Genomic DNA, 20,305 nt, shown 5'->3' on the forward strand with positions numbered 1-20,305 from the left:
GCGAGCCGAGTACACCGGCCGGATCAACCGGACCGGCATGGGCTCGGTGTTCTGGTCCCGCTCCTACTTCGCGGGGTCCTGCGGCGGCGCACCACTGACCGTGATCCGCCAGTACATCGAAGGCCAGAAGCGGCCCCTCTGACCGTCACGACGAAGACGAAGAGAACTCCGCCACTGCGCGGCTCCGCGCCAAGGATGCTTTTCCCTCCCCGGCTGAAGCCGGGGATACCCACGCAAGATCAGGGATGGTTGGCCGATGCGCGCACACCGTACGGACCGGCCTGCCGATCTCGATGTGGTCCGTGAGTCCTATGACCAGGTGGCCGACAACTACGCCAACATGGTGGTGACGACGGGCATGGGTGACATCCGTCGCCAGCCCTGGCTCAAGGCGTCGATCGACGCGTTCGCCGACAGCGTGGGTGAGCTCGGGCCCGTCCTCGACGTCGGCTGCGGACCCGGCACGGTGACCGGCTACCTCGCCGAACGTGGACTCGACGTCTCCGGGGTCGATCTCTCTCCCCGCATGATCGAGAACGCCCGTCGTCTCCATCCGCGTTGCCGCTTCAGCGTCGCCTCCGCCACCGAGCTCGACCTGGGTGAAGCCTCGCTCGGCGGTGTGCTCGGGTGGTGGTCGCTGTTCAACCTCCCCCGCGATGTCCTTCCTCAGGTCCTCGCTCATTTCGCGCACGCCCTGAAGCCCGGCGGGTACTTCATCACCGGCACACACGTCGGCGACGAGGACGCGGTGCGCACCGAGGCCTACGGAGGTGTGCGGGTGCGCTGGACCACGCACAAGTGGCAGCCGGAGCAGCTCGTGGACCTGATCGAGCAGGCCGGGCTGCAGCCGGTGGCCGAACTCCGGCTCCCCGCGGATGAGTGGAGCGGACCGGGCGTCATCGTCATGGCCAAGCGCCCCGGCTGAGAAGCAGGGCGCCGAAGGCGGCACATGTCGCGTGCCGGGGCCCGTCGCTCTGCGCCTGCGGCGGGTTGCACCGGCTGCTCCCCCTCTCCCCCGGGCCGAGCCCGTCGCAGGCGGCGCGGCAGGGACGGAAGATCCGGGGTGTGCAGGTCTGTCCCGTACCTGAGAGAGGGGTGGGGAATTCCGAGGTTCTGGCCGCGATTCCGTGAACAACTCGGAAGGGATGCCTGCGGCTCCGTCGGCGGCCAGCCGGATCGAGATCGTGTACTGGTTGACTCTGCGTCGTGACCGAGATGATCGAAATACCAGATGCAGAGGGTGACTGGGAGCCCGCGACGGAGCTCCAAGCAAGTGGGCGCAATCCGGTGCGGCAGGCGTCTATGTTCCAGAGCGCAACCTGGCCGTTGAGCTCGCTGGCCCTGCTCTCAGTAGACCTGGAGGCGGTGGCGCGCCGGCTGAAGCTGACCCTTGAGACCTCGTGGGACGGGCACGGCAGTGTGCGGGCGGCGTTCTTCGTGCTGGACGGGACGGACTTCGTCGTCACCCACCACGAGGGGGACGCTCCGGGAACCCACGTGTGGACCCGCAAGGGTGGCCCTCTCGATCCGGCCGCCCGCGCGGGCGGTCTCCTCGCGGCTCTCGGCGTGGGGCCGGAGGCGGTCTCGTACTCCACCTGGGGGGCTGGCACCGACCTGTCGCACGTGCCCGCTGCCTGGGGGCGCGGCCGGGGCAAGCCGACACGGTCGCACCAGGACATCTGGACCAACTTCAAGAGGCGCCCGGGGATGTTCGTCGGCCGTGTCACTTTCGGGGCGGTGGTCGCGTTCCTCAATGGCTACGACATCGCCTCCGACAAAGCCCTGCTGGACGGGTTGAGGGACTGGCTCGCAGTCAAGCTGGGATACGGCTGGAACCTGGTGTATTGGGCCTTGGCCGAGAAGCTGATCTTTCCCGACGGCCGCCCCGAGGAGCCCTGGTCACCCGAGATTGAGCAGCACGCCGTGGCTGGCTTGATCGGCCTGATCGACGAGTACTTCAATACCCTCGCCAGTGGTCCGGAGGAACGCCCCGAGACGGTCTGATCGAGTGCCCTGGACTCATCCCCGGGTGAGGATCCTGATTCCTCGATCGAGCGGAGGACCACGTGCAGGTCATCCCGCAGGGAAACGATCCTGCATGCATACCGCTGACCTGGGATTTCACGGAACTCCGGTCAGAGCCAATTCCGAAGAGCCCTATGCGAGGTCGCGCAGGTCTCGGACGCGGCTGGTGAGCAGGACGGCCGGGGCGGTGAAGGCGCACGCGCACACCAGCCACAGGGCGGGGCGCAGTCCGGCGGTGGCGGCGACCAGTCCGCTGAGCGCGGCGCCGACCGGGGAGGCGCCCCAGGACACGAAGCGGACGGTGGCCATCACCCGTGCCAGCAGGTGCGGGGGTGACTGGGTCTGGCGGTGGGTGCGGGTGACGATGCTGCCGATGACGACGCCCGCGCCGAAGCCGGCGTTGCCGGCGGCGAAGAAGCAGGCGCTCGCCAGGTTCGTGGTCAGCGGCATGGCCAGGGCGAGGACGGCGCCGGCCAGTGAGGCGCCGAGCAGGGTGCGGGCGGTGCCGTGGCGGGCGGCGAGGCGGGCCGCGGCCAGGGAGCCGGCGAGCGCGCCGATCCCCTCGGCGGCGATGAGGACGCCGACCAGCAGCGGTGACAGGTGGGCCTCGCGCACCAGGTAGGTGGGGGTCAGGGCGATGAGGGCGCCGGCGACGAAGTTGGTGGCGGTCGCCCACCACATGCAGGGTGCCATGACGGGGTGGCGGGTTACGAACTGCCATCCCTCGCGGATCTGCCGGGTCATGCCCACGTGTTCGCCGGCGGGTTTCGGGGCCGTCGGCGGCAGGTCGGGCAGGGTGCGCAGGGTCAGGGCGGAGGCGAGGTAGCTGGCGGCGTCGGCGCACAGGGCGCCCACCGGTCCGGTCAGCTGGACCAGCAGGCCGCCGAGGGAGGGGCCGCCGGTCTGGGTGACGGCGAGGGTCGCCGACATCAGGCCGTTGCGGGCGGTGAGGTCTTTCTTGTCGATGACGGCGGGCAGGAAGGTGGCGTTGCCGACGTCGAAGACCACCGTTGCCAGGCCGACGCTCAGGGCGGCGGCGACGAGGTGGGTGTAGGTGAGGTGTCCCAGCCACCAGGCCAGTGGCAGGGAGGCGAGGGCGGTCATGCGGATGAGGTCGCAGGCGACCTGCAGGGCGCGCAGCCGGTGGCGCTGGACGATGACGCCGGCGGGCAGTCCGAGGATGAGCCATCCGGCCTGTCCGGCTGCGGCGAGCAGGGCGACCTGGGCGGCGGAGGCGTGCAGGACGCTCACCGCGACCAGTGGCAGGGCGACCAGGGTGACGGCGGAGCCGGCGCCGCTGACGGCGCTGGCCGCCCAGAACCGCCAGAACAGGGCGGATGCCGGCGGGGCTGCGGGCGGGGTGATCACATCGGTCATGTCCGTGGGCTCCTCGGTGCGTTCGTCTCCCGCGTGCCGGGCAGGTGCAGCAGGGCGCCCGTGCTGGAAGCGTCGGGGCCGGCCGGGGCGTCGGGGGCGGTGGTGGGGGTGGTGGGGGTGAGCAGGCCGGCCTGGAGGAAGGCGTGCCGGGTGCGGCTGTCGTCGAGGGCTCCGACTTCGGTGAAGTAGCGCACGGCGGGGGCCGCCGACTGTGCGATCGCGGCCTGCAGTTCGGGTGCGGGCCAGGATTCGGTGACGACCTGGACGATCTCGTCGTCGGACAGGCCGGCCGCGGCCAGGCGCAGCGCCGTCTGGGTGTGGTCGGGGGTGAGGAATGCCTCGATGATCGCGGGGATGTGGGGTCCGACGGCGCGCCGCTCGCGCGGGCTGAGTGCCGGCCACAGGTGTCTGAGGACGGAGCGGAAGTAGACGTGGTGGCGTCCCTCGTCCTCGGCGTGGTCGCGGATCAGGTCGCGTACGGGCTGCGGCAGGCGTTCGTCGCGCGGCAGGTCGGAGAGGATGCCGGAGATCAGGGTCTCGCTGACGATCGCGAAGACCAGGGCTTCAAGTCCCGCGACCTCGCACGGGAGCAGGGCGGCGATCTCGTCCAGGCGGCGGATGAACACCGGCAGGCCGGCCGCCGCGTGCGGCACCTGGGTGACGTGTTCGAGTTCCTGGACGAAGTCGTAGGAGAACTGGGCGTGCCACGCCTCGTCGGTGACGATCTTGAAGGCGTCGGCCTGCATCTGCCGTGGCAGCAGCAGGCCGGAGGTGCCGCGGGCGATCTTCGAGGCGACCGGGATGACGGCGAGGTTCTCCAGTTCGGTGGTGAAGTCGAGGTAGTCGTAGAGGCGGTGCAGCAGCAGGGTGCGCACGGCGGCCGTTCCGCGGGCGGCGACCAGGGGGTGGGTGACCACGGGGTACAGCTCGGGCGGGAAGTAGAGGCCGGCCGCCTCGCTCAGGTGGCGCCGCGGTTTGCGGCGTACGGCGGCCAGGTCGTCCCAGCGGCCGAAGCGGCTGGCGTAGGTGGCGGCCACGGGCCGGGCGGGTGCGGTGCCCGGCACCAGCCGGGCGCGGGCCAGCTGCTGGTAGGGGCCGGCCGCCTGTCCGGGCGGGGCGCCGGGGCGGGCTCCGGTGGCGGGCAGGGCGGGGGGCTGGGGGGCGGTGTCGGGGACGGCGAAGAGGTGGTGGGGGCTGCCGGCGGGCAGCGGGGTGCTCATGCCGCCCATCCGATGAGGTGCTGGGTGAGGAGTTCGTCGAGTTCGCCGCGGACGTCGTCCAGGCGGGTGCCGGCCGCGGTCAGCGCGCCGTGCAGCGACGGCGTGTCCGGGAGGTGGCGCAGCAGGCGCAGGATCGGTGTGCCGTCCTCGAATTCGTACTCGATCTGGCCTTCGCGCAGCAGGAACCAGGTGGTGCCGGTGTCGGTGAGCAGCATCGTGTTCTCGGCCAGGCGCAGGGCGCGGGCGGAATCGAGGGGGCGGTCCAGGGTGAACAGGGGTGCGGCGTGTGCGGCGGGGCCGGGGCGGGCGTTCAGGACGGTGCCGGGTGAGAGGTCTTCCAGCCGGGGCGGTTTCGCCGCCATCTCGGCGAGCAGGCCGAGGTTGACGGCCCGCAGCAGGATCTCGACCTGCGGGGAGTCGGTGTCGCCGTCGCCCAGGGCGTCGAGGCGGCGGTGGATGGCGCCGGCGTCGAGGAAGGTGTCCGCGCCGGGCGCCGACAGTGCGCGGTTCACGAGGTGGCGGTCGTCGGCGTGCAGCAGGCGGGCGAGCATGCGGTAGGCGTGGCGGGTGCCGGTGCCGTAGAAGAAGGGGCCTTTGGGGCGCTGGGCGATGCGGGCGGGCATGCGGGGGGCCATCGCCTCGCGCAGGATCCGCTTGTCCCACAGCAGGTGGGGGCGCAGCCGTTGCGGGATGCTCGCGCAGAGTTCGACCAGCCGGTGGTCGAGGAAGGGGACGCGGGCCTCGATGCCGCTGCCGGCGGCGGTGCGGTCCTCGTGCCAGACGTTGTACTGCTGCACCTTGCGGTATTCGGACTCCACATAGGAGCGGTAGAGGTCATGGCCGGCGCCGGCGCCGCTGTCGTGCAGGGCGGCCGGCGAGATGAGCGGTTCGTCGCCGTCGGAGAACCAGCGGGCCAGGGCGGGATCGTGTTCCAGGCGGGTGTGGTGGTCGAGGTAGGCGAGGCTGTCCAGGAAGGACTGCCAGTCGCCCTCGCCGAGCAGGTCGCGTGAGTAGCCGCCGTTGAACTCGTCGCTGGCGGCGCCCAGCAGCATGCCGCGCAGCTGCGGGCGCTCGCGGCGGGCGTAGCGGTGCAGTTCGTGTTTGTAGTAGGCCTCGGGTCCGCACAGCGGTGTCTCGGTCAGCCACAGCAGGCGCAGCCATTCCTGCGGCGTGGGTGTGTGTTCGCGCGGGAAGAGGACCTGGTGGTTGGGGACGCCGAACTCGCCGGCGATCCACTGGGCGTTCTCGGCGTCGCCGTTGGCGTGGGTGCCGCCGGTCAGGGCGGTGAAGGTGTGCAGGTGGTCCAGGCGGCCCGCGGCCAGCGCGAGGACGGCGCCGGAGTCGATGCCGCCGGAGAGGAACAGTCCCAGTTCGGTGTCGGCGGTGGCGCATTCGGCGACGGAGGCTTCCAGCAGTTCGCCGTAGCGGGCGGTCAGCGTCGCGGCGTCGCTGTGTTCGTCGCTCTCGGCGGGCAGCTGCCAGTAGGGGTGTTCGGTGGTGGCGCCGTCGCGCAGGTCGATGCGCATGACGGTGGCGGCGGGGACGCTGTCGATGTCCTCGAACCAGGTGCACATCCGCGGCGGTGCGAAGCGCGGTGAGGCCGGCAGCATCGCCACCGACAGCGAGCGCGCCCAGTCCAGGCCGCGGGGGGTGTCCGGGTCGGCGAACAGGCCCTTGATCTCCGACGACAGCACGATCCGCTGTGCGTCGCGGTGGTAGTAGAGGGGTTTGATGCCGAACCGGTCGCGGGCCAGGACCAGTTGCCGGCGGGCGCGGTCCCACAGGATGACGGCGAACATGCCGCGCACGTCGCGCAGGAAGTCCAGTCCGTGGCGCCGGTAGAGGTGCAGCAGCACCTCGCAGTCCGAGCCGGTGCGCATCCGGGTGCCCGAGGGCAGGCCGGCGGCGAGTTCCCGGTGGTTGTAGATCTCGCCGTTGGCGATGAGGACGAGGCTGCCGTCGTCGCTGACCAGTGGCTGGCGGCCGCTTTCCAGGCCGACCAGGGCGAGCCGGGTGAAGGCCATGCCGACGGGCCCGTCCCGCATCACCTCCCGGTCGTCGGGACCGCGGTGGTCCAGGATCTGCGCCATCTCATGGAGCACCGGGTCCGCCTGCGGGCCCGCGTCCTGCCCGTCGAGCCGTGCCACGCACGCAATGCCACACATAGAATCTCCTCAGCCAGCCGGCTCGTTCGCAAGACGTGGACAAAAAAGCAAATGCGGGTGGGCGATCCCCGTCGGAAGAGGACCGCCCACCCGCAGGGGGAATCAGGTGAGGGACTTCAGGACGGAGCCCTGCTTGACGTTCTTCGCCGACGGCTTCGTGTACTTCTTCATGGGATGTCTCCTTCGTTTGACGAAATGTCAGGCGTGTTTTCCGGGTGGATGGTGCGGGGGCCTGTGAGAAGGCCGGTCGTGGGGTCCGCGGTGAAATCCGGGACGGAATCCGAGGCGGGTTCCGGATCGGTGTCCGGGAGGAGTTTCCAAACGGTTTCCGGGACGGGTTTCGCAGCGGGTCCGGGAACGGGGTCGGGGCCGGGTGTCGGGGGCGGGTGTCGGGGCCGGCGGCCGGGGCTGTTGCCGGGCCGGGGGCCGGTTACGGGGGTGGCCGCGGGTGTCGCGGCGGGATCAGGGGTGTGGGATCCGGGACGGGTGGTGCCGGGGGCCCGGGGGTGCGGGTCGCGGGGTTCCGGCGGGCGCCGGGTGTGGGTGGGCCGGGCCGTCAGGGGTGTTCTGGGCGGGGTGCGGGCCGGGGTTCGCCGGCCGCGTCCCGCGGGTGTCCGGAGCCGGGTGACGGCTGTCGCGTCCGAGCCGTGCCCGGTCGGGCGAGGGGTGCGGTCACCTCGGGGTCTCCGGGTGCCGTCACCGCCTGCCGGTGCCGGGTGCCTGTGCCGGCCCCCGGACCAGCCGGGGGGCGCGGCAGCTCAGCACCGTCGCACGACGTGCGTCACGGTGGCGGATCAGGTGTTGCCCTTGAGGACGGCGGTCTGCTTGACGCTCTTCGCCGACGGCTTCGTGTACTTCTTCACGGGGAATCTCCTTCGTCTGGTGTTGCTTTCCGGTGAGCACCGGCTGTGATGAGAAAACTAGTGACCCGTCTTTTCGATCCGTTATCGATCGGGATTCGCCCGCCGCACCGCACAGTTGCCGCCCGGTGACGTGCACATACACGCCCGGCAGGCCGTCTTCATAAGGGGGGCGGGGGCGGGCGGAAGGTTCCGATCAGCGCGGGCGGCTGAGTACGATCGCCGCAATCCGCGCGCCCGGCGCCGCGAAAGGGACACCACACCCATGCCGAAACGGGAGAGGTCCGCCGATGCAGCAGGTCACCACCGACGAATGGCTCGAGCCCCTGCGTGAGCGGGAATTGATACCCGACGGCTGCCTGGCGGCACTGGTCGTCGGATCGTCCGCCCGGGGATGGAACAACACGCGCAGCGACCACGACGTGTACGTCATCACCTCCCGCGGGTGGGACACCCCCACCAGCCGGCCGATCCCGGTGCCGCTGGACCCGCCCGGCGTGTGCAGCGAGACCTTCCACCAGGACGGCCGGCGCTGGGAGGTGACGTACTGGCTGGACGGGCAGATCGAGCAGCTGCTGTCGAAGGTGTCCTGGGCGCAGTACGAACGCGCGCCGGCCGGGGAGGTGCTGACACCGCGCGAGGAGGTGTCGCTGGGGCGGATCGGCAACTGCCTGACCCTGCTGGGCGAGGACTGGATCACCGAGCGGCGCCGGCGCCTGGCGGACTCCGCCTTCCAGTCGCTGCTGGTGGTGCGGTCGCTGAACCTCGCCGACGACGCCGCCGAGGACGCGCTGGGCCAGCTGGAGTCCGGCAACACGCACAGCGCGACCCTCTCCGCGCGGCGTGCCTTCGGCCACGCGGTGGACGCGCTGCTGGAGAGCCACGGCGAGTTCGGCAGCCACATGCCCAAGTGGCGGCCCAACCGGCTGCGGATCGTGGCACCGCAGTTCCTGCCCTTCGAGCGGTACTGGGCGCTGGAGACCATGCGCGGCTACGACGACACCGACCCCAAGCCCTGGATCAGAGAGGTCCTCGCCCTGTGCCAGGACATCTGCCTGCGAGTGGAGACCCCGTGAACGACACCACCCCCGCCACCGCCCCCGACACAACCCCGGCTATGCCCCCCGCGATGGCCCCCGACGACGTGCCCCGCCGTGTGCTCGGCATCCGGGTCCGGCGCTCGGGTGAGGACGTGCTCCTCGGCTACGAGGACAGCGCCCTGCTCCTGGACGGCGCCGCGGCCCTCGTCTACACCGCCGCCGACGGCACCCGCAGCGTCGCGGATGTCGCACGGGTACTGGTGGACACCTACGGCATCGACCCGCGCGAAGCCCTCGACGACGTCACCGAGTTCCTCGCCGACCTCACCGCCCGCAAAGTCATCGAGTGGCATACGGCCGCATGAAGCCCGGCCCCGGGTGCCTGCGTTCCCGGCTCGGCCGCGCGGCGGACACCGTGCATCGCCCGCAGGCCGAGCCCCCGAACGGCTCCGGCCCGCCCACAGACGCCCGCGGCGTCACGCAACGGCCGCGGGCACGGCGTGACATGGCGTGGGGTGGGGCGGGGTGGGGTGGGGTTGCCGCTCTACGGCTCGGCGGTGCCGCCGGCAGCGTCGATCTCGTAGATGCGCTCCTGAAGCCGTTCACCGGCCCAGTCCAGCCCGACGCCCAGGTCGAACCAGCGCCGGTCCCTGCGGACTTCGGGCGGCGAGAGGTTCACCGCCGCCCAGGAGAACACCCCCGAAAGGACGGAACGCCCGTGCTGCGCGGTGCGCACGGACAACGCGAACGGCGCGGCGAGTGCCGCGCGGGTGACCAGCATGAGCTCTTCGTCGCCGGAATGCCGGCGCCCGCCCGTGAGGAACCGGGGCGTTTCGAGGATCTTCACCCACTCGACCACCGCGTCCGCCACCTGGGCGCGCAAGGACTCCTCGATGCCCTTGCGGACGGCGGCCGCGGGATCGTCGCCGAGCCAGCCGAGCCAGTGATCAGGACCGGTGAGCTTGCCGAAGTCGTCCTGGGGCACCCCGTGACGGGGATTCTCCTGGTACTCACCTGTCAGTTTCCCGCTGCTGTCCACCAGCCACGCGCCGCGGACCGCCTCGGGAGGTACGTAGCCGTTCGGGTCGCCGACATAGGCCGGGTCGATCTCGGCGACGCTGCCGCCGGGATTCGCGGCAGCCTCGGCCAGCAGCGCCGGCTCGTCCGGTATCCCCTTGCGCCGGCTTCGCGCGCCGAACAGCCCCACGTTCCCACCCCCACCGCCGGCCGCCCCGTCGACCGTGATGGTGCCACACCGCTCAGGACCGCCTGAGACAAAGGTGCGGCCGCGGCGGACGGGCGGCGCAATCCCGGGCGGGCAGGGCCGCTCCGCCTCCGGGCAACGGGGCGGCAATCCCCCCCCCCGGCCGATGGGGTGTGTCCGCCGCCCGTCCGCGGGCTCTGGCTGCCGCGGGGCCGCGCGGTGTGTCCCTTGCGCAGTGTGTCCCTTGCGGGTTCAGGAGCTCTGTTCGCCGCCGGTTTTCGGGGTTTCCTCGCCGGGGGCGAGGGCGGCGCGGCGGATGACGATGTCGCCGCTGTCGGTGCGGGCGTACACCTCGACGGCCGGCCCGCCGCAGTCGGCGCTCATGCCGCCGAGCAGTTCGAGGGAGCGGTAGACCGTTCCGCTGCGGGAGTCGAGGTCCAGGCGGGTGCCGGCGCCGCCGGTGATGGCGACGTCGAGGGCGCCGGAGACGGTCTCCAGCACCAGCGGCCCCTGCCGGGCCTCGTCGATACGGATGTCGCCCTGCGTGGTGCGCACGTCGAGCGCCCCGTGCGCACGCCCCACACGGACCTGTCCGCTGAGCGCCGACACGGACGTCTCGCCGCCGACCTCGCCGAGGTAGGTGGCGCCCCGGGTGCGGTGCAGGCGTACCGCGCCGTCGACGGCGGCGATCCGCACGTCGCCGCACTCGGCGACGGCGTCGAGGTCGCCGCGGACCCGCTCCACGGTGACGTTGCCCAGCAGCGAGTTCAGATACAGCGGTCCCGTCTCGGCGAAGCGCAGGTGACCGCAGGCGGTGGTGATCCGGCACTCCCCCAGCCGGCCCTCGCCGATGAAGTCCGCGGCCATGGCGTCGCCCTGCACCTCGGAGCCGGCCGGCAGCTCGATGTCGACGCGCACGTTCCCGCCGCCGGGCGGCAGGCCGGACGGGTTCGCCACGGACACGACCAGCTCGCCGTCGCGGTAGCCGACGACGACAGCGGCCGCGGTCACCACGTCACGGAAGTCCGCACGGTCACCCGGACGCACCCGCACATGGGTGTCGGTGCGCTCGCTCGCGGCGATCCGTACGGTGCCGACGCTCAGTTCGATGGTGGCGAGGATCGGGGCGGGTGTGTCGAAGACCGGCATGGTGATGCCTCAACGAGACGGCGCGCGGCCCGCAACGCAGGCAAAGGTGTGCCACGGAAGCGGGAACGGCAGCGCGAGATGGACGGGGAGAGGTGCCAAGGCGTGCGAAGGGGGGCGCAGGGGGCCTGTGCGGCCCGGCACGGACCGCGGACGCGTCCGCCGTACTGCCCGGACCGGACGCGGGCCGGGCGGGGCGGGAGGGGGGCCGGATAGGGGGTGCTGCTGGCCGCACGGGGGCGGGAAGGGGCAGGTGACGGTGGTGCGGGGGCTGTCTGTTCGCCGTTACGGTGACGACGCTAGCCGGGGCGCCCTATCGGTCCGTTATCGGATCGGTATCGCTCCCGGCGCATGCCGGAACCACCCGACGCCCGCACCTTCACGGCCCACCTCACCAGGCCTTTGATCCGTCCCGGGGCAGGCCCGGCGGCGGCGCGGGCGGGTGCGGCTGCGGGACGGGCGGCAGGGTGCGGGCGCGTACCGCGTGCGGGGTGCGGCACGGCCGCGACCCAGGGCAGTGCGGGGGCGCGGGGTGGGGTGCGGATGGGGTGAACGGGCTTCTGGCGCAGAGGTCCTGACGTCCTGCCGGCTGCCGGCTGCCGGCTGCCGGCTGCCGTTGGTGCGGCGCGGGGTGCGGCGTACGGTGCATGCGGCGCGGTACAGGGCAAAAATCCCGTAACCGCGCCTTTCCGCAGCACGCTCCGCGCTCTGCCCGTCGCGCGGTGTCCGGCGCCGGGCCGCCCCGGGGCGGCCGGCCCGCGCGGGCCCATGGGCTGGGGCGGGGTGGTGGTGCCGGCCCGGCTGGTGTGGCGTGCCGCAAGGGTGGGTGTGACGTCCCGTCGACGGGACAGCGGCCGGCCGCGGGCGGTGCCCGCGCGATCCTGCACATCTCGTCAAGGACGTCTGTGAGGTAGGTCGATGGAGTACCGCGTTCTGGGCCCCGTACAGGTACGTGAGGGCCAGGTGGAGCGGCCGCTGGACGGGGTGAAGCAGCGCACCGTGCTGGCGGCCCTGCTGATGGCGGAGGGCTCGTTCCTGGCCGACACCCGGCTGAGCTGGTTCCTGTGGGGGGAGCATCCGCCGGCGACGCTGACCGCGCAGCTGTACACGCATGTGTCGCGGCTGCGCCGGGTGCTCGGGCCGGGGGCGGTGCTGACCCGCCGTGCGCAGGGCTACGCGCTGGGCACCGGGGGCGCCCGGGTCGATCTGGTGCAGTTCCGGGAGCTGGCCGCGCAGGGCCAGACGGCGCTGGCCGGCGGGCACTACGGCGAGGCGGCCGGGGTGCTGCGGGAGGCGCTGGCGCTGTGGCGCGGGCCGGTGCTGGCGAACGTGTCGGAGCATCTGGCCCGCGCCGAGGGCCCGGCGCTGGAGGAGGCGCGGCTGTTCGTGCTGGCCGCGCGGGTGGAGGCGGATCTGGCGCTGGGCCGGCATCCGCGGCTGGTGCCGGCGCTGACCCGGCTGGTCGCCCGGCACCCTCTGCATGAACGTTTCCGCGCCCAGTTGATGACGGCGCTGTACCGGTGTGACCGGCGGGCGGAGGCGTTAGCCGTCTACGACCACGGGCGGCGGCTGCTCGTCGGTGAGCTCGGGCTGGAGCCGGGCGTTCTGCTGTGCGCGGTCCACCGTGCGGTCCTGGTGTCGGATCCCTGTCTGCACCGTCCCCTCGATCTGTGGCGGCACGGGGCGGACGGCGCCCCAGGGCCCGGGGTCAGGCACTGATCCGGCTGACGTAGTCGTACTGGGCGGGCAGGGCCTGCACCAGGGCGCGGGCCCGCTCCTTGACGGCTGCGAACTCGCGGCGTGCGGGCCGCTCGTCGGCCAGGGCCAGGGCGGCCGGCGGGTGCGGTGCGAGGGCGCCGGTGCCCAGCAGGATGGAGGTGTAGGCGTGCCGGGGCAGGCCCGCCGGATGCGGCGCGGCGCTGGCGGGGTGTTCGCGGCGGGGTGCGAGGTGGGCGGCCAGGGCTCGGGGCGGCTCGCAGGTCTGGGCGTCGCGCCAGAACTGGGTGTGACCGCGGGCCGCGCCCAGGTAGTGCAGGGTCAGAAAGTCGCGGGCGGCATCGAGTTCGCGGGCGGTGGCGGTGTTGTAGTCGTCCCGTCCGGCCGCCATCGCGTCACCGGCGGCGTCGCCCACGGTGTCACCTCTGGTGGCGGGGAGGTGGCGGACGAGGCGCTCGAGGGCGTGGTGGACGAAGGAGATCCCGGTGGCCTCCAGGGGTTCGACGCGGCCGGCGGCGGCGCCGACGGCGACGCAGTTGTGTTTCCACGCCTGCAGGCTGCGTCCGCAGGCCAGCGGGGTGTGCGTGGCGGGCACGCCGGCCGCTTCGGGGCCGGCCGCCTCGCGCAGGGTGTGTTCGGCTTCCTGCGGGGTGCAGTATTCGCGGGCGTAGACGTAGCCGGTGCCGATACGGCCGGCCAGCGGGATGCTCCAGGTCCAGCCGGCCGCCCGCGCGGTGACGGCGGTGTAGGGCGCGATGCCGTGCGCTTTCATGTCGGCGGGCACCCGCAGGGTGACCACGCTGTCGCCCGGCAGGCTGTCCTGGTAGGAGACGAAGGGCACTCTCAACGCCTGGCCGAGCAGCAGGGCCCTGGTGCCGGTGCAGTCGACGAACAGGTCGCCGGTGACGGCCTCGTGGCCGGCGGTGCGTACGTGGGCGATCCCTCCGCGCTCGTCCAGGGCCACGTCCACGACGTCGTCGGCGAGGTGGCGCACGCCCCGCTCGAGGGCGTAGCGGCTCAGGCGGCGGGCGAGGGCGCCCGCGTCGACGTGGTAGCCGTAGGGGGCGGCCGCCGTGGTGCCGGCGGGCGGGGGGCCGGTGAGGGGGTGCGGGCCGCGGCCGGCGTCGCACAGCCAGGCCGCGACGAAGCAGTCCCGGTCGAAGCGCCCGCTGGGCCCGATGCGCGGCCACCACTCGGTCAGCGGGAAGCCGCCGGCCTCCCGGGTCTGCTCGAACGGCAGGTAGAAGTGGTGGCGGGGGCGGCTGAAGTCCTGGAAACGGACGGCCAGTTTGTACGTGGCGTCACAGGCCGGCATCCAGTCGTCCTCCGCCAGCTGCAGGGTGTCGAAGAACTCCCCCAGATCACCCAGGCTCGCCTCGTCTCCCTCGCCGTCCTCGTGGCCGTCGGCCGTGCCGCCGGCCACCAGGGTGACCTCGACCCGGTCGCCGCGTACGGCTTTCAGATACGAGGCGGTCATCCATCCGGCGACGCCCCCGCCAACGATCACGATCCTTTCGGCGTGCTTCGCACTCACGTCAGCACCTCGGTTCCCGTGGTCACCTGTGAACCTGCCCGGTTTCTTTCAGGCTCGGCCGCCCACTGTGGCAGCCGGATCTATACGGCTTCTATATCCGGGCCCCCGCCCCCCTCCCGGCCGGCAGGAACGGTTCTGCGGCCCGCGCGCGCACCGGCGGGCACCGTCCTGGCAACAGGACAGCGGCCACTGTCACCGAGGCCGACCGGTGCTGCGGCGGGGGGAGTTACCGGGCGGCGGCGGGAGGGCGGGACGGGGGCCGGGAGACGGAGCCGGGAGACGGGCCGGTGGGGATCCGTCCGCGTGGCCGGCCCGGGCGCCGCGAGGGCGGGGAGGACGGGGCGGTGGAAGGCGAGGCCCGCAGGACGGCAGGGCGGCAGGGCGGCAGGCTCGCGCACGGACGGGAGGACGTGGGTGAGGGGACGGGCGGGGGCGGTTGCCGGCGTGCTGTCGCGGTCAACCGCCGTAGCGCCCCTCCCCCGACCTGCCTGCCTGCCTGCCTGCAGGGCAACCCGCCCGCACGCCCGCAGGGCGCTGAGGGCTGGGGGCGCTAAGGGCTGGGGGCGCCGAGGGCTGGGTACGGAGTGCGGGGTACTGGGTGCGGGGTGCGGGGCCGGACCGTGCGCGGCCCCGCCACCCGTCCGCCCCCACACCCTTCCACCCCGCCGCCTCACCGCCCCGTTGCTCCGCCGTCCGCCGGTCTTGCGGTGGTGTAGTGGCGGCCAGGACGGCCTTGCGCCGCCGTGCGGTGGTGCGGTCGTAAGGGGGGGCAGACGGGGGCCGGTTCTGCCGGGCCAAGGGCGTGAGGGTGAGGGTGGGGGTGTGGGGGTGGGGCGGGGGTTCAGCTGACGAGTGCGCCGAGTGCTTGTGCGGCGCGTAGTTCCCACACGGTTGCGCCGGCGGCGGCGAAGCGCTGCTGGGCGGTGTGCAGGACGGTGCGGGCGGTGTCGGTCTTGCCCAGGCGCTGGCTGACCTCGCCCAGGACCAGGCCGATGCGTCCGGCCACCAGCGGGCTGCGGCATTCCTCGGCGATCTCGAGTGCGTCGGTGAGGGTGGTCTCGGCGAGTTGGGCGTCGCCGCGGCTCAGGCGGGTCTCGCCGAGGCCGAGGAGGGTGTGGGCGAGGCCGACCATGTCGGTCTTCTCCTTGACGATGCGTACCGCGCGCAGGAACGCCTCCTCGGCGGCGGCGAGTTCGTCCAGGGCGAGGTGGACGCGGCCCAGGCGGTAGAGGGCCTGGGCGAGGTTGCGGGTGTCGGGTGCGCGTTCCTCCTCGAGGCGGACGGCTTCGCGGGCGCACTGCATGGCGGCGTCGAGGTGGCCGCGGTCGAGTTCGGCCTCGGCCATGTTGTGCAGGGTGTGGACCTCGCCGAAGAGGTCACCGGCCTCGCGGAAGAGGGCCAGGGCCTCGGTGAAGCGGGGCATCGCGGTGTCCGGGTCGCCGCGCATGCGGTCGCTCTGGCCCAGCGAGCGCAGGGCCATCGCGCGGCCGTGGTCCTCACCGGCCTCGGTGTAGAAGTAGAGGGCCTTGTCGAGGTAGGAGGCGGCGTTCTCCAGTCGGCTGTAGCTCAGTTCCAGGGTGCCCAGGCCGAAGTGCATGGCGCCCTGGCCGCACAGGTCACCGACGCTGTGGGCGGCTTCGGCGGCGGCCTGGCAGCAGGCCCGCCAGTCGTCGGTGTAGCTGCGGGTGCCGAAGAAGACCAGGGCGCTGACGGTCAGGTCCCAGGCGAGTTCGGCCTCGCCGAGGCGGGCGGCCTGCTGGACGGAGGCGACCAGGGCGAGGCGTTCGGCCTCGAACCATTCCAGCGGCACGGCGAGGAGTTCGTCGGTCAGGGCGGTGTCGATGCGCCGGCGCTGGACGGCGCTGTGCACCCAGGTGTCCTTGCCGGCGCCTTCGCGGCGGTCGGCTTCCTCGGCGATGGTCAGCAGGGTGCGCAGGTAGCGGGTGAGGGCGGCGAGCCGGTCGGGTTCGCTCTCCTCCTGGCGGGCGCGTTCGCGGGCGTAGAGGCGGACCAGGGTGTGGAAGCGGTAGCGCAGCTGGCCGGTGGCGTCGACGTTGACGACTTCGAGGAACTGGGCGTCGACGAGGTCCTCGATGAGGCGTTCGGCGTCCAGGACTTCCTTGTTCAGGACGGCGGCGCCGCTCCAGGCGGTGAAGTCGGGGACGTCCAGGAGTCCGAGGCGGCGCAGCAGCCGGGCGGCGTCGGCGGGCAGGTAGCGGTAGCTCAGCGCGAGGCTGGCGCGGACCTGGGACTCGCCCTGGCTGAGTTCGTCGAGCCGGCGGCGTTCGTCGCTGAGGCGGCCCACCAGGTAGCGCACGGTCCAGTGGGGTTTGGAGGCGAGGCGGGCGGCGGCGATGCGCAGGGCCAGCGGCAGCCGGTCGCACAGTCCGGCCAGGCGGCCGGCGTCGGTGCGGGCGGGCGCGATACGGCGTTCGCCGACGATCGCGGTGAGCAGGGCGACGGCTTCGTCCTCCGACAGCGGGCCCAGGTGCACGCGGGCGCGTGAGGGCCACGTCAACAGGTCTTCCATCTGGTCGCGGCTGGTGACCAGGACGCAGCAGCGGCCGCCGCCCGGCAGCAGCGGGCGGATCTGTGCGTGGGTGCGGGCGTTGTCCAGGACGACCAGGACGCGGCGGTCGGCGAGCAGGCTGCGGTAGAGGGCGGCGCGTTCCTCGAGTTCGTCGGGGATCTGCTCGCCGGGCACGCCGAGCGAGCGCAGGAAGCGGCTGAGGATCTCCTGCGGCGGGACGGGTTCGCCGTGTTCGTCGTAGCCCCACAGGTCGGCGAAGAGCTGGCCGTCGGGGAAGTGTCCGGCGGCGCTGAAGGCCCAGCGCATGGCCAGGCCGCTCTTGCCGATGCCGGCGGCGCCGGTGACCAGCCCGATGCCGCAGGAGCCGTCATGGTCCTCCAGCAGACTGTCCAGCGCGGCAAGTTCCTCACTGCGCCCGGTGAACGCGGGCACGTCGGGGGGCAGTTCGCAGGGCACGGCGGGCGCGGCGGCGGGGCGGCGGGCGGCGGGCGGGGCGGAGGCCAGGGAGGGGTCGTCGCGCAGGATCGCGTCGTGCAGTTCGTTCAGGTCCGGTCCCGGGTCGATGCCGAGTTCCTCGATGAACTGATCGCGTGCGTCGCGGTAGGTCTCCATCGCGTCCGCGCGCCGGCCCGAGCGGTACTGGGCGAGCATCAGATGGTGGCGGGTGCGTTCACGCAGCGGGTGCTCGCGGACCATCGCGGCCAGTTCCGGGATGAGTTCCTGGTGCCGGCCCAGTTCGAGGTGGACGAGGGTCAGATCGTCGTAGGCGTTGAGACGGTGCTCCTCCAGGCGGGCCGCCTCGTCCTCTATGGGCTGCGCGCCGACGCCCGCGAACGCCGGGCCGCGCCACAGCCGCTGCGCCTGGCCGTGCAGCTGGGCCGCGTCGGTCAATCGGCCCTCGGCGACCGCCTGTTCGGCCTGCTCGACGAGGTGGGTGAAGTCGGCGGAGTCGAAGCGGTGGCCCTCGGTGTTCAGGACGTATCCCGGGTGGGCGGTGACGATGACGTCGTCGCTGACGCCCGCGCTCTTGAAGAGTTTGCGCAGCGCCGCGACACAGATCGCGACCTGGGTGCGGGCGGTGGGCGGCGGATTGCTGTTCCAGACCGCGTCGACCATCGTGTCGACCGGCACGACCCGGCCGGGGGTGAGCGCCAGCAGGGCGAGGATGGTCCGCTGGCGGCCGCCGCCGAGCGCGACGCTCTCCTCCCCCGCGCTCACCGCGAGGGGCCCCAAGACCTTGAAGCTGAGTTGTCCGCCCACTTCGCCCTCCCCCTTGTTGAAGTCCCCGAATTCAGGACGACAACCAATGTAGGTCACCGGGCGGCATGTTCCAGCGGCTGTGTACTGGCGTGATGAGCATTGACCACCCGCCAGGAGCCCGCCGCCCGGGAAGGCGACAGCGTGACGGAAGTCCTATATCTGCGGGGGGTTTGAGTTCTCCGACACCCGGTGAAGCACGGGCCGGGCCGCGAAGTGCAGGCATTCACTGCACCGCGGACTTTACGGCCGCTCACGGGAAGGACCGGGCGGAGCCGGTACGGCCACCCCCAAGGCAGCAGGCGCACTGCCAGGAGCAGGTGCACTGGGGGAAGCAGGTGCACTGGCAGGAGCAGGTGTGCTGGTGGGAGCGGGTGCACCGGATACGTGCCACGGACCGGGCGCAGGCTTTCTTCTATAAACCTTTTCTTTTTCTTTCTACCAGCCGCCGCGGTCGTCCGGCGTCACCACGACGACCACACCGTCGTCGGCGGCGGTCACCGAGTGCGAGGAAACCTGCGCCGTCACCGGAACGACCACCGAGACGACCGCCGCCGCGGAAACCAGCGCGAGAGAGACCGACTTCACTACGGAACCCAGGTTCTTCGTCATTGTCTTCGTTTCCTGTCCGTGAGGAGCCCAGATCCCTCTGAGCTGCGCTTCCTTGCGTCTGACAGAAAACTTAAAGACCGGCCTTTTCAGCCCGTTATCGGATCTACTTCGCCTGACGGAGACAGCGATAACGAACCCCCGCCACGGCGATAACGAAGGCCTGCGACAGCGACAACACCCGCTCCCCAGGCGCCGTCCGCCCCCTCCCCCGCACGCACAGCGCGCCCGCACTGCGCGCGCACTGCGGGCGAGGGACGGGCCGGCCGGCGGCGTCCCCTCTGGTGCCCCGGGCCCCGCTGCGCAGTCACCGCCCGCTCGGCATCGCATCGCCGTCCCGTCGCCGTCAGGGCCGTACGACGCCGCATGCCGGCAGCAGCTGCTGCCGGTGTGCCCCCGCCCGGTCTGCGCCGCTGCGGGCTCGCGGGCCGCGGCGGGATCGGAAAGCCGCGGCCAAGGCGGGAGGGCCGGCGTGTGGCCGTGCCGCCGGGGCTGCCTGGGGTGTTCGCCCTGCCCGGGCTCCACCAGGACACCGCCCCGGTACATGCCCTGCGCCGGTCCACTGGTGTCTGGCTTCGTGCACTTCCAGGGGCAGCGTTCGTCCGTCGGTTTGAACAGCGATTGCGGATCTTGAGGCCCGTGGAGGTTCCTGTGAAGTGGCAGCGCCTGCGGCGCACGCTGTCCCGCCCGTCCTGACTGTGGGGCGTCGCGTCACTGCCCGGCACGCGACTGCGTGAGTCCGGCTCCGACCTTGGTCAGCATCTGGCCGAGGAGGTGGAGGGCTCGTGGCCGTGTCGGCACCGCGCGCGATGTTCCCGTCCAGTAGGCGTCGGTGAGCTTCTCTGTCACCGTGAGGATCCGGTCGTCGTCCTGGGCGGCCAGGACGAGGACGAACCGCACGTAATCGCCGATGTCGGTGCCCTGGGTGTGCCGGTGCGTGAAGGTCCGCAGGCGCGGCGTCAAGGCGGGCAGGGTGCGGTCCGTCGGGAAGACCACGGCGAGTCCGGCGAGGGCGAGGCGAACCGCGGGGCATTCGGCCGGCCAGCGTGCCAGCAGATCGGGGACGTGAGCGTGGACGGCGCTGCGCGCCCGGGCCTCGCTGTCGGGATCGGCGTGCTGCGGGGTGGCCGGCCAGCTTTCGGCGAGATGGCGTTCGCAGACCGTGGCAGCCCTGAACAGCAGGTCGACGGCCTGGAACCGGTGCCGGGCGGGAATGCGGTCGTCGACTGCGAGTGCGGCGACCAGGGCGAGGCCGTCAGCGGTGGCGGGCTGGCAGGTGTCCTGGTGGAGGATCTCGTTGTAGAAGTCGCCGAGGAAGCCGCGCTCGTCCCAGTAGGGGTCGGTCTCGGCGTCGAACAGCATCGCGGCCTGGGACGGTCTGGGGCCTGGCAGACGGTCGGCGATGACGTTGCGGAAGAGCTGCCGGACCGGCGGACCGGCAGCGTCCGCGTGGTGCCGGCTCTGCTCGGGTTCGGTGTGCGTGTCCACGGCCACCGCAGCCTACTGGAGGACCTCGGGCCGACGGCCCGACGCCTGGCTGGGGGCGGGCCGCCGGTGCAACTGACGGCCCTCGGCAAGGCGGTGTCCCCAACACCGCGTCAGGGTACTGACCGCGGCCTGCT

Annotated in this window: 15 protein-coding genes; 6 read left to right on the forward strand and 9 right to left on the reverse strand. The window is 72.5% G+C overall.

The annotated features are described in order from the left end of the window. From ACWCQK_RS36165 to ACWCQK_RS36175, 3 genes are all read left to right on the forward strand, one after another. The coding region (locus tag ACWCQK_RS36165; protein ID WP_451162573.1) for a transposase at positions 1–142 on the forward strand (142 nt) is incomplete at its 5' end. 114 nt (positions 143–256) lie between these two features. Next, positions 257–925: a class I SAM-dependent DNA methyltransferase gene (locus ACWCQK_RS36170; protein ID WP_451162492.1), complete on the forward strand. Its 669-nt coding sequence runs from the start codon at positions 257–259 to the stop codon at positions 923–925. A gap of 281 nt (positions 926–1,206) precedes the next feature. Further along, complete coding sequence (locus ACWCQK_RS36175; RefSeq protein WP_451162494.1) at positions 1,207–2,004, forward strand: hypothetical protein; 798 nt, start codon at positions 1,207–1,209, stop codon at positions 2,002–2,004. A gap of 153 nt (positions 2,005–2,157) precedes the next feature. Here ACWCQK_RS36175 and ACWCQK_RS36180 read toward each other — a convergent pair whose 3' ends face one another. Genes ACWCQK_RS36180 through asnB form a run of 3 tightly spaced genes read right to left on the reverse strand, consistent with a single transcriptional unit; the run spans position 2,158 to position 6,787 of the window. Then, complete coding sequence (locus ACWCQK_RS36180) at positions 2,158–3,402, reverse strand: MFS transporter (RefSeq protein WP_451162496.1); 1,245 nt, start codon at positions 3,400–3,402, stop codon at positions 2,158–2,160. After that, positions 3,399–4,622, reverse strand: coding sequence for a diiron oxygenase (locus tag ACWCQK_RS36185; RefSeq protein WP_451162498.1), 1,224 nt, complete (start codon positions 4,620–4,622; stop codon positions 3,399–3,401). The genes ACWCQK_RS36180 and ACWCQK_RS36185 overlap by 4 nt, the downstream gene beginning before the upstream one ends. Beyond that, complete coding sequence (gene asnB / locus ACWCQK_RS36190) at positions 4,619–6,787, reverse strand: asparagine synthase (glutamine-hydrolyzing) (protein ID WP_451162500.1); 2,169 nt, start codon at positions 6,785–6,787, stop codon at positions 4,619–4,621. The genes ACWCQK_RS36185 and asnB overlap by 4 nt, the downstream gene beginning before the upstream one ends. 1,150 nt (positions 6,788–7,937) lie before the next feature. Between asnB and ACWCQK_RS36195 the strand changes: the two genes are divergently transcribed. Together ACWCQK_RS36195 and ACWCQK_RS36200 are read left to right on the forward strand one after the other, a co-directional pair. After that, complete coding sequence (locus tag ACWCQK_RS36195) at positions 7,938–8,723, forward strand: hypothetical protein (protein WP_451162502.1); 786 nt, start codon at positions 7,938–7,940, stop codon at positions 8,721–8,723. Beyond that, complete coding sequence (locus ACWCQK_RS36200) at positions 8,720–9,052, forward strand: PqqD family protein (protein ID WP_451162504.1); 333 nt, start codon at positions 8,720–8,722, stop codon at positions 9,050–9,052. The genes ACWCQK_RS36195 and ACWCQK_RS36200 overlap by 4 nt, the downstream gene beginning before the upstream one ends. A 179-nt stretch (positions 9,053–9,231) precedes the next feature. Here ACWCQK_RS36200 and ACWCQK_RS36205 read toward each other — a convergent pair whose 3' ends face one another. Together ACWCQK_RS36205 and ACWCQK_RS36210 are read right to left on the reverse strand one after the other, a co-directional pair. Further along, positions 9,232–9,894: a hypothetical protein gene (locus tag ACWCQK_RS36205; RefSeq protein ID WP_451162506.1), complete on the reverse strand. Its 663-nt coding sequence runs from the start codon at positions 9,892–9,894 to the stop codon at positions 9,232–9,234. A gap of 249 nt (positions 9,895–10,143) precedes the next feature. After that, positions 10,144–11,040 carry a DUF4097 family beta strand repeat-containing protein gene (locus ACWCQK_RS36210; protein WP_451162508.1) on the reverse strand — a complete coding sequence of 299 codons (897 nt, stop codon included), beginning with the start codon at positions 11,038–11,040 and terminating at the stop codon, positions 10,144–10,146. Between the two features lie 915 nt (positions 11,041–11,955). Here ACWCQK_RS36210 and ACWCQK_RS36215 point away from each other — a divergent pair. Next, positions 11,956–12,756 carry an AfsR/SARP family transcriptional regulator gene (locus ACWCQK_RS36215; RefSeq protein WP_451162510.1) on the forward strand — a complete coding sequence of 267 codons (801 nt, stop codon included), beginning with the start codon at positions 11,956–11,958 and terminating at the stop codon, positions 12,754–12,756. Here the strand turns inward: ACWCQK_RS36215 and ACWCQK_RS36220 are convergent. From ACWCQK_RS36220 to ACWCQK_RS36235, 4 genes are all read right to left on the reverse strand, one after another. After that, a complete protein-coding gene (locus ACWCQK_RS36220; protein WP_451162512.1) occupies positions 12,746–14,287 on the reverse strand; it encodes a tryptophan halogenase family protein in 1,542 nt (513 codons plus the stop codon). The genes ACWCQK_RS36215 and ACWCQK_RS36220 overlap by 11 nt on opposite strands. An 841-nt stretch (positions 14,288–15,128) precedes the next feature. After that, on the reverse strand, positions 15,129–18,077 hold the full coding sequence (locus ACWCQK_RS36225; protein ID WP_451162514.1) for a BTAD domain-containing putative transcriptional regulator: 2,949 nt from the start codon (positions 18,075–18,077) through the stop codon (positions 15,129–15,131). Positions 18,078–18,512: 435 nt separating this feature from the next. Next, positions 18,513–18,686 (reverse strand): hypothetical protein, encoded by a 174-nt coding sequence (locus ACWCQK_RS36230; protein WP_451162516.1) that lies wholly within the window; start codon positions 18,684–18,686, stop codon positions 18,513–18,515. A gap of 708 nt (positions 18,687–19,394) precedes the next feature. Further along, positions 19,395–20,171, reverse strand: coding sequence for a hypothetical protein (locus tag ACWCQK_RS36235; protein WP_451162518.1), 777 nt, complete (start codon positions 20,169–20,171; stop codon positions 19,395–19,397). Positions 20,172–20,305: the final 134 nt, after the last annotated feature.

This window comes from Streptomyces sp. NPDC002306, assembly GCF_053593435.1.